Genomic DNA, 7,810 nt, shown 5'->3' on the forward strand with positions numbered 1-7,810 from the left:
CCGATCCAGAGCGCCGCAATGTGATAGGTGCTCCAGGTACGCTGCTCGGCCGTGGTGGGCGCTAAATCGGCATTCCAGAGCGGACTGGACGTGACATCATCGCCGAGATGAACAACGTCCTGCGAATCACCAGCGACCGAAATGGGAATGGATTCGTTAGCCATACACGTGACACGTCCTACTTGCCCTCAGATAAACGTCGCAGCGATTGCGCCAACCGAGCGCGCGCTGAACCGGATCAGGCGCTGGCTTGCGTTGACGCTGTCGGAGATGCGCCCCTCTGGCACAGTCTCCAATGATGATTGGCGTGACAGGCTTACCAGCGAACTGACGATCTCGATCATGGTGCTCTCGTGTGCGTGGGCGCATCAGCCCTCTGAGCGGCGCTGTCGGCCTCTGCCAAGCTGCCGGTTGATGGGTTCTGTTGCATCCAGTTTGAGCGTCCCTGAACATCTTTCTAACCGCCTACGGTGCGGCGCGATTATACCTCACCAAAGGATATTCTCACAATCAACTACCTCGGCATGTCACCGCTTCAATACGGGCGGAAGTTTTTGCCTCAGCATTACGAGCAAACCCCTCAATCTCCCGGTTCGGTTAGGCCGCGGGAGCGGCCAGCAGAAGGTCGCGTGATGGAGCCGGTCAGGAAAGCGAGTGGCCGCGGGAGCGGCCAGCAGAAGGTAGCCAGATGTGAAACGTCTGGGGAGGCCGTCACACCCCCACCCTCCGCGCCTTGAAGATGCGCCAGCCACTCTCCTATTGAGGCATTGCTGGTGGTCAATCGCAACAACTTCTCCGCGCGTCTCCAACGCGTCGTCCATTCTCGCGCTCCGTTCCAGACGTTGCCCGTCTGGCCACCTGCTGGTTGCGCCTTCGACGCAAGCTGACTTCGGACGTTTTCCGTTCCAGACGTTGCCCGTCTGCCAACATTGCCATGTGCCGCTGGTGCGGCTCAGCAAACGCGAGCGTAGCATGAGGAGGTAACACAAATGCGCATGGAAAATCAGAGATGGCTGCTTAAGACGTTCTGTTGCTGCTCTATGTCGCTGCATCAAGCATGGCATTTCGCCGGACGATTAGGATGATGCTCCTGGCTCCTGACTCCTGACTCACATAGGGCCTTTCTCTGGACTACTGGTGTGACGATGAACGTGATGATGAAGGCGATGAGACTGCTCAACCTCACAGGACAAACCGCGCTGTGCTGCCTGCTCGACCGGCGATGATTTCTAAGCGAGCATCAATCCGCTCTCTCAATTCCGGGACGTGTGAGATAATCCCAACCAATCGTCCACCTGCTTGAAGATCGGTCAAGGCGCGTATGGCAAAATCCAATGTCTCGGCATCCAGGCTGCCAAAGCCTTCATCCACGAAGATCGTGTCCAGGTGAATCCCGCCAGCATAAGATTGAACCACGTCGGCAAGTCCGAGAGCTAACGAAAGCGACGCAAGGAAGCTCTCGCCGCCCGATAGCGTCGAGACGGTGCGCTGCGTTCCCGTGTAGGCATCATAAATTTCCAGGTCCAGCCCACCAGCCGTTCGCAAGTCAGCGCGTTGTGCAGCTCGCTGCAAATGGAATCGTCCTCGACTCATCAGCTTCAATCGCTCGGTCGCTTGAATGAGCACGTCATCGAGCAAAGCGCCTAGCACGAATCGCTGAAAGGTGATCCCGTGCGGGTTCCTGCCGTTTGCCACATCAGCGATGTGCCCGATGACGCTATAGTACTCCTCCAACGAGGTCAATTCCGCTTGCGCAGCAGCGAGCGCGTTTAACCAACGGTCTGTTTGTTCCAGTTGCGTCATGCAACGAGTACGCTCCATGAGCGCGCGTTCCAACGCCTGTTTGGCTGCGTCAGCCTGTTGTTGCAGCGCGGCCAGATCAGGCTCAACCAGCCCGTGGGCGGCTTCTTGCGCGCGCTGAGCCCGCTCGCTGGCAGCTTGCAGGCGAGCCTGAAAGTCTGCTAGTTCGCGCTCCAACGATTCCATCTGCTGCGCCGTGCGTTTAGCCGATTCATACGCCGCTTCGTCGAGGAAGCCAGCAGCGCCGAGCCGCTCGGCAAATTCCTGCTGTTGCCGGCGGGCCTGCTCATGCGCGCGCGCAGCCGACTGCTCAGCCGCTTGCAGCGCCGCGCGGCAAGCAGCCCACTGTTGATCGGCCTGGCTGGCCGCTTGCTGCGCTTTCTCTAGCGACGCTTTCAACTGCGCCAGCGCGCGTTCGACGCCCGATCGCGCTTGAAGCAGCGCCCGCCGGTCACGCCATTGTTCTGGCAACAGCGTCTCGCGCTCAGCCACAATGGCTTGCGTCTCTCTCAAGCGCGCGTTCGCCTCCTGTGCCGCTTTGTCTGCTTCGTCGAATTGTTGTTGGAGCAACGGCTGCTGTTGTTTGAGCTGTTGCACCTCTTGTTCCAGTGCGCTCATTTCTCGAGCCGCTTGTTCAGCGCAAGCGACATCAGCGGCAGCTTGACGCGCCTGCGCTTCGAGCACCGTCACATCTGCGTGACTCAATTGGCCAAGCTGCTCGGCGATGACTCGCTCTGCTGATTCGAACTGACCGACAGCGCGCTGCTCAGCGGCTTCCTTTTGTTGAAGCTCGTCGTGCTCCTGCTGAAGTTGTTCCAGCTTGCGCCGCTGCTGTTTGATGGTGGCCTCTGACGGCAGAGGATGCTCGGCGCGAGCCGGGCGAGGATGCTCGGTTGATCCACACACAGGACACGGCTGACCGGCGACCAGTTGCTGCGCGAGAATGGCCGCCTGCGCCTGAAACCAAATTGCTTCTGACTCGGCTAACGCGGCGCGCTGTTGGCTCAACGTGGTTGCAACTTGCTGGCGCTGCTGCTGAAGCTGTTGATAGCGCCCGCGCGCCAAAGACAAATCCTGTCGAATGCGCTCCAACTGCTGACGCTGTTCGAGTTTCTGAGTTGCCTCAGCAAGACCGCTGCGCAACGCCTCCAGCCGCAGGGCAACCGATTGAAGGCTCTCCCTCGATTTCTGTTTTTCGTCGAGCGTTCGCTGGCATTGCTCAATGGCTTGCTGGGCCTGCTGGCGTTGAGCTGTGGCGCGGGCGGCTTCGACGTGAGCGGCAGCTTGACTCTGCCTGGCTGCTTCCAGCGCCTTGATGTGGTCGAGCCACTGATCGAACTGCGCCAGTTGCCGAGTCGCTTGCTCGCGTTCTTTATCGCGCGCTTGTTCTTCTTTGAGCGCCTGCTGTGCGCGTTGCATGTTCTGTTCAGCCTGATGTAGCGCCGTCTGCGCCTGCGCAAGCTGACGCTCAGCTTGTTGGGCCTCGCTCGTGCGTTGCCGCAACGCTGCCTCTGCTTCAACGAGCGTGGCAGCTTTTCGCGCTAGCGCGAGTTCCGTCTGCTTGGTTGTGAATTGATCCTGCTTCTCAAGCAATGCTGCCAATGCCGCTTGCGCTGCCGCGTGTTCTTTCAATCGCTCGACGACTTGTTGTCCTTGCGCTAATCGCTCATGCGCTTCTTTGTCGCGTTGGCGGTGCTGCTCAAGTTGAGCAGTGATGACCGTCAGTTGCGCCTCTAATTGCTGCCGCCTCTCGGAGAGGGCATCGGCTGATGGCGCGTCGGCTTGCTCCAGGATCATCTGGCAGCGTTGACGGCACGCTTTGATCTGTTCGCTCTGTTGTTTCGCGGTTTCTTTGAGGGCTTCTTCAATCCGACGATAGGTCTCGGTTTGAAACAATGTTTCCAGAATTTTCTCCCGGTCGCCGGAGCCTGCCAGCAGCAGCGTGCGAAACTGCCCCTGCGGCAGCACAATCACTTGACGAAATTGATGACTCTTGAATCCAAGAAGCTGTTCGACGGCTTCAGTGACGCGCTTTGGCTGAGTGGCGATCAGCCGACCCTCCGCTGCGTCATCAGCGCAGCCGGTGCGTTGCCACAGCATAGCCTGGGCTTTTTCCTTCGTTGTTCCTCCACCTTTCTTTCTCGGTCGTTCTTGGTCGGGAGAGCGATAGACGCGGTATAGTTCGCGGCCCAATGAAAAATCGAATGTGACTTCCGTCAAGCATGATGGGTCGGCATGATCGCTGCGCATCTGCTTAGGATTTCGCTCAGCGCCGGATGTTTCCCCGTAGAGGGCAAAGCAAATGGCGTCCAAGATTGACGTTTTGCCGGCCCCGGTCGGTCCGTGAATTAAAAACAAATTCCTATCCTTGAGCAGGCGAAAGTCGAAGACCTGCTCACCGGCGTATGGACCAAAGGCGGAGACAATCAGTTTGACCGGCCTCATCGCTCCGCCTCCTGCTGCCGCAATTGATCCAGCACTGAGCTGAACGCTGCGGCGTGTTGCTGACTCAGGCGCTCTCCGGTCATTTGCCAGTAAAACTCGGAGAAGAGGTCCAATTCGTTCACCTGACGGTGATCAGCGCGAGCCTTGCGCGCGGGCGCCTCGCTCATCAGAAACGCTCGTTGAATATGCAGCACGTTTTGGTAGACCTGACGCAACTTGCCCATCGCGTCCAGGAGCGCGCCGGTGTCCAACAACGTGACCATCAGGTAATCGTCCAGCCGTTGCCCATCGGGCGGGCCTTGCAGCAGCTCAGCCAGATACCCTGTGATGCACCGCACATCACGGCGGGGCGTCAGCCGAATCTGCTGCACGCGACAGCGGCCGCGCTCGTCCATCTCTACCAGATTGACCGACTTGATATGATCGGCTTCCGAGAACGAATACTTGAGTAACGAACCGGCGTAGTGAATGCGCTCATCACCGACCGTCTGCGGCCTGTGCAAATGGCCGAGCGCGACATAGTCGAAACCGGCCAAGCAGTCAGCTTTCACCGTGCCTGCGCCACCAACTGAGAGCGGTCGTTCGGATTCACTCTCTTGACCGCCGGCAACGAACGCATGAGTCACTAAAATGTTGCGCCCCTCCAGCCCATGACGCGCCCGAATGCTATCAAGCAGCGCACGCAGCGCAGCATCATGATCGTCAATCGCTCGGTCGGCCACGTATTGTCGCGCTTCAGCCGGCTCGACGTAAGGAATCGCATGAACAAACACAGGACCATGCTCATCATGCAAAACAATCGGCCTCATCTCCGCTGGCAACAAACCCACAATGTGAAGCTGCTCAGCCGCCAGCAGCCGCGAGCCAAAGCCGAGCCGTTGTGCGCTATCGTGGTTGCCGGCAATCAATACGACCGGCACACGCAATCCCTTGACAATGCGCGACAGCACGTCGTCGAGCAGCGCAATGGCTTCCACCGGCGGAATCGCGCGATCATAAATATCGCCGGCAACCAGCAGTGCGTCAGCTTGCGCGTCTTTCACCAAATCAACCAACTGATCTAACACGTGAGCCTGATCGTCCGTTAAGTGAACGCCGTAAAAAAAGCGTCCGAGATGCCAGTCTGCCGTGTGAATGAACTTCATCGTTGGCCTGCCTCTGCGTTGATCCTTAGATGGAAGTTACGAACCTTCGCCACCTCAGTATACAACCACCAGTCAGCGTGTCAACCGAGCGACTGAAGACACGCACGCTGCATCGAGAATGATCGGCGCTGGCGTCCACACATCGGACGTCAACGCGCATTGACGCCTCGACGGCCAACGCTGAGTGCCACGATCTTTGCTTGTGTGGACCAGCATCACCAGCTATGATTAGCGCGGAAGCAAGAATCTATGGTGCAAGTGGTCATTAAACTCATCAAGCTGACGGCTGATTTAATCATCGTGTTGACCGTGTGTACGATCATGTTTGTGTTGGCTGCGCGCATCAATGCGTTTGAACAGTTCTTTGTCTGGTCGCGCCGCTATGAACGCTGGCAGGTTGATGAACTGGTCACGCTGGCCGTGTTGTTGCTCATTGCGCTCAGTATTTTTTCGTGGCGTGGCTGGCGCAGCTTAGGCCGAGAAATCGCTCAGCGCAAGCAAAAAGAGGCCGAACTCAGTCAGCGCAATCAAGAATTATCCATGGTGTACGCCATCGCACTAGCCAGCACGCGCGATCCGAGTGTGACGAGCATTGTGCATAATACGCTGGCTGAATTGATGCGCACGCTGAGCCTGCCGCTTGGCTGCATCTATCTGAAACGGGGCGCGAAGTTCGTGCTTCAGTCCTATCGTGGCTATTCTGATGAGCAAGTGGAATTGCTGAAAGAACTCGATCCATCCACCCACCCGTGGTTGATGGATGTGAAGGTCGTGCGCGAACCAATTGATCGGGCGAGCGGCGAAATTGGCCCGTGGGACAAAGCGCACGGCATTCAATCGTGGGTCTCTGTGCCGATGAAGACGCGCAACGAAGTGATCGGCGCCATTCGATTGGCCAGCCCGGACATCAACCGATTCACGCCGGCGGAACTCTCGTTGATCACAGGCGTCGCCAGTCAAGTGACCACTGTGCTCGAAGCCAAGGGATTAGAACAACGCCTGCTCCATGCGCAAAAAATGGAGAGCATCGGTCGGCTGGCTGGCGGCGTTGCTCATGACTTCAATAACCTGCTCACGGCGATGACAGGCTACACCACGTTGTCGCTGGAAATGATCCCTGAGGAGAACCCCGCTCACGACTTCCTGCAAGAGCTCCAAAAATCGGTCGAACGCGCCGCCAATCTCAACAAACAATTACTGGCTTTCGCCCGCCGACAGGTGACCGAGCCGAAGGTGATTGATCTGAACGAGCTGATTCTGGATGTCGGTAAGATGCTGCGACGTTTGATCAGCGAAGACATTGAGCTGGTCATACGGTCGGCAGCCGATCCGTGCATTGTCAAAGTTGATCCGGGTCAGCTCACCCAGGTGCTGGTCAACATGGCCGTCAACGCCCGCGACGCCATGCCACAAGGCGGCACGTTGACGATTGAAACGGCTCGTGCCAATCTCCATCTGGACGAATCCACGCTGCAACCGCAAGGCGACGCAACGCCCGCGCCATACGTCCTACTGACCGTCAGTGACACAGGCACCGGCATGACGGAGGAGGTCAAAGAACACCTCTTCGAGCCGTTTTTCACCACCAAAGAAAAAGGCAAAGGCACCGGCTTAGGCTTGGCCACCTGCTATGGCATCGTCAAACAAAACAACGGCCACATTCAGGTGCAAAGCGAACTGGGAGAAGGGACAACCTTTAGGATTTATTTCCCTGAGGCGACCGAAAAACCCGTCAGCATTCACGCGAAACAGACGCAGCAGATGCAACGCGGCGTGGAAACGATCTTGCTTGTCGAAGATGAACCCTCTGTGCGAGAGCTGGCCAGTCACATTTTGCGGCAGCTTGGTTACACCGTGCTCGAAGCTGAGTCCGGGGAACAGGCATTGAGTTTGGTTCAGCAGCGTGAGCAGACGCCGATTCATCTGTTATTGTCTGATGTGGTGATGCCGCGCATGAGCGGTCGCGAGCTGATGCAGAAGCTCCATGCGTTGCGCCCTGAGCTCAAGGTGTTGCTGATGTCGGGTTATGCAGATGAGGCAGTTGCTCGACATGGAGTGATGGAGCCAGGGGTTGCATTTCTACAAAAACCATTTTCGCCGGAAGCCCTCGCCAGCAAAGTTCGTGAAATACTGGATCGCCAGCGCGCGCCAGCGAACCAATCGTGACCACCGTTTGTGAGTGATACACCCATAGCGGTTTGCACATGGGTTTGGTACTGCCCGAATAGTCGGCATCGAAATTGGGGAGAGAGTCGGCCATGAGCTCCGTGCTCGCCACGAACCATGAAAATGGTTATTAGCAGAGGAGTCGGGCGGCCACGGCGAGCCGCCCGTACAGGGTGGCTCTGGGCTCGCGTTTTTGCCAGGAAAGCGGGCAGGCAGGGAGGCCTGTAGGGGGGCCTCGCTGTGGGCCCCCGCGT

Annotated in this window: 4 protein-coding genes; 1 reads left to right on the forward strand and 3 read right to left on the reverse strand. The window is 57.9% G+C overall.

The genetic code is table 11. The features are described from left to right. Positions 1-188 precede the first annotated feature (188 nt). The 3 genes from NZ823_17510 to NZ823_17520 form a co-directional block, all read right to left on the reverse strand. Positions 189-344, reverse strand: coding sequence for a hypothetical protein (locus NZ823_17510; protein MCS6806926.1), 156 nt, complete (start codon positions 342-344; stop codon positions 189-191). A gap of 838 nt (positions 345-1,182) precedes the next feature. After that, entirely contained in the window at positions 1,183-4,245 is a 3,063-nt protein-coding gene (locus NZ823_17515; GenBank protein MCS6806927.1) for an SMC family ATPase, read from the reverse strand. Continuing rightward, on the reverse strand, positions 4,242-5,390 hold the full coding sequence (locus NZ823_17520) for an exonuclease SbcCD subunit D (protein MCS6806928.1): 1,149 nt from the start codon (positions 5,388-5,390) through the stop codon (positions 4,242-4,244). The genes NZ823_17515 and NZ823_17520 overlap by 4 nt, the downstream gene beginning before the upstream one ends. Positions 5,391-5,639: 249 nt before the next feature. Between NZ823_17520 and NZ823_17525 the strand changes: the two genes are divergently transcribed. Next, a complete protein-coding gene (locus NZ823_17525) occupies positions 5,640-7,556 on the forward strand; it encodes a response regulator (GenBank protein MCS6806929.1) in 1,917 nt (638 codons plus the stop codon). Positions 7,557-7,810 lie beyond the last annotated feature (254 nt).

The organism is Blastocatellia bacterium, assembly GCA_025054955.1.
Lineage (GTDB): Bacteria > Acidobacteriota > Blastocatellia > HR10 > J050 > JANWZE01.